Annotated in this window: 1 protein-coding gene; it reads right to left on the reverse strand. The window is 73.1% G+C overall.

What is annotated here, in order from left to right; genetic code table 11:
* Positions 1 to 559: 559 nt before the first annotated feature.
* On the reverse strand, positions 560 to 1,606 hold the full coding sequence (locus ACWDSL_RS53270) for a LacI family DNA-binding transcriptional regulator (RefSeq protein ID WP_089506953.1): 1,047 nt from the start codon (positions 1,604 to 1,606) through the stop codon (positions 560 to 562).
* Positions 1,607 to 1,744 lie beyond the last annotated feature (138 nt).

Consider the following 1,744-nt stretch of genomic DNA (forward strand, 5'->3'; position numbering starts at 1 on the left):
CTCTCAGAAAACCACTTGATGCGGTACTTGATACAGAGCAAGCATCTTTTTAAGAGCAGGCGGGTGGAGAGCCCCCGACCGGACCAGCCCCCACCGCTCCGGACGACCACCCACCGCCCCACCGCCCGCCGACCGATGAGAGCCCGTCGGGCCGGACGGCGACGATGCCTCGGCGCCCCCTCCCCGTTCCCGCTGCCGGCCGCTGTGCGCCGAAGGCGCGAGACGACGCCCGCACGCGGCGTCCGGACCATGCCGACCAGCGATCGCCGACCCGTACGTCACGCTCACGCGCCCCGACGCAGCGCACCGCTGGACCGACCGGCCGGCCACCGCGCGGCAGCAGCTGCGGCGGAGCGCAGCGGAGCCAGTCGTAAGCTCAACCACCCGTCGGACCGAGGAAGCAGGACAACGGGCCAGCCGCCCCCCTTCCCTCCTCCTGCCGGCGCTTTGGCCCCGGAGGGTCCGAGACGAAACCCGCACCCGCCCGAACCGAATGCCGCGAGACGGCGCACAGGCGCAGGCGAAGCGCAGTCGCCCCATATGCGGTCAGCGACCGCAGCTACGACGACCCCCGCCGCACCAGCTCAGTCGGCAGCACCAGCTGCGGCCGCTTCGACGTGCGCTCCCCCTGGGACTCGATCTCCTCCAGCAGCACCCGAACCATGGCCCGCCCCATCTCCTCCGTGGTCTGCCGGACGCTGGTCAGCGGCGGGTCCATATGGCGGGCGACGGCCGAGTCCTCGAAGCCGACGAGGGCCACGTCGTCCGGCACCCGGAGGCCCTGTTCGCGCAGTACCTGGCGGGCGCCGGCGGCCATCACGTCGGAGGCCGCGAAGACGGCGTCGAGCTCCGGGCGGCGCTCCAGCAGCTCGCGCATCGCCCGGCGGCCGCCCTCCTCGGTGAAGTCGGCGGCCACGATCAGCGCCGGGTCCACTTCCTGACCCGCCGCCTGGATCGCCGCGCGATAGCCGTCGAGGCGGCACTGTGCCACGTACATGTCCAGCGGCCCGGTGATCGTGGCGACCGTGGCGCGCCCGCGCCCGATCAGGTGCTCGACCGCGGACTGGGCGCCGCCCGTGTTGTCGCAGTCGACGTACGGGACCGATTCATGGGCGGAGCGGCGGCCGCTGAGCACCGCGGGCATCTCTATGCGCTCCAGCAGGTCGGGCAGCGGGTCGTCCGCGTGCACGGAGACCAGCAGCACCCCGTCCACCCGGTGCGCCGAAAGGTACTCGGCGAAGCGCTGGCGCTCCTTGGGGGTGCGCAGGAGGGTCAGCAGCAGCTGGAGATCGGCCTCGGCGAGCTCGGCGCCGACGCCGCGGATGATGTCCGAGAAGTAGGGCTCGGCGAAGAGCCGGGTCTCGGGCTCGGGGATCACCAGGGCGACCGCGTCGGCGCGGTTGGCGGCCAGCGCGCGGGCCACCCGGTTGGGCACGTACCCGAGCTCGGCGACCGCCTGCTCGACCGCCGTACGGGTGCGGTCGCTGACCCTCGGCGAGCCGTTGATCACCCGGGACACGGTGCCGCGGCCCACCCCCGCGCGGGCCGCGACCTCTTCGAGCGTGGGCCTCGAGCGCCCCACACCGCGCCGTCGGGTTCCTGCCATTTCGCGCCTCCAGCCGTCCGGTACACCGAGCAGAACCACCCCGCGTGGGGAGCTGTTGGGCCATTCAACAGCAGGAGTGGGACCTGACGACCTGGGGGGCGACAGGGATCGGCGTCGCGGGCGCCGGGGGAGTACGAG

The sequence above is a fragment of the Streptomyces sp. NPDC000941 genome (assembly GCF_053599555.1).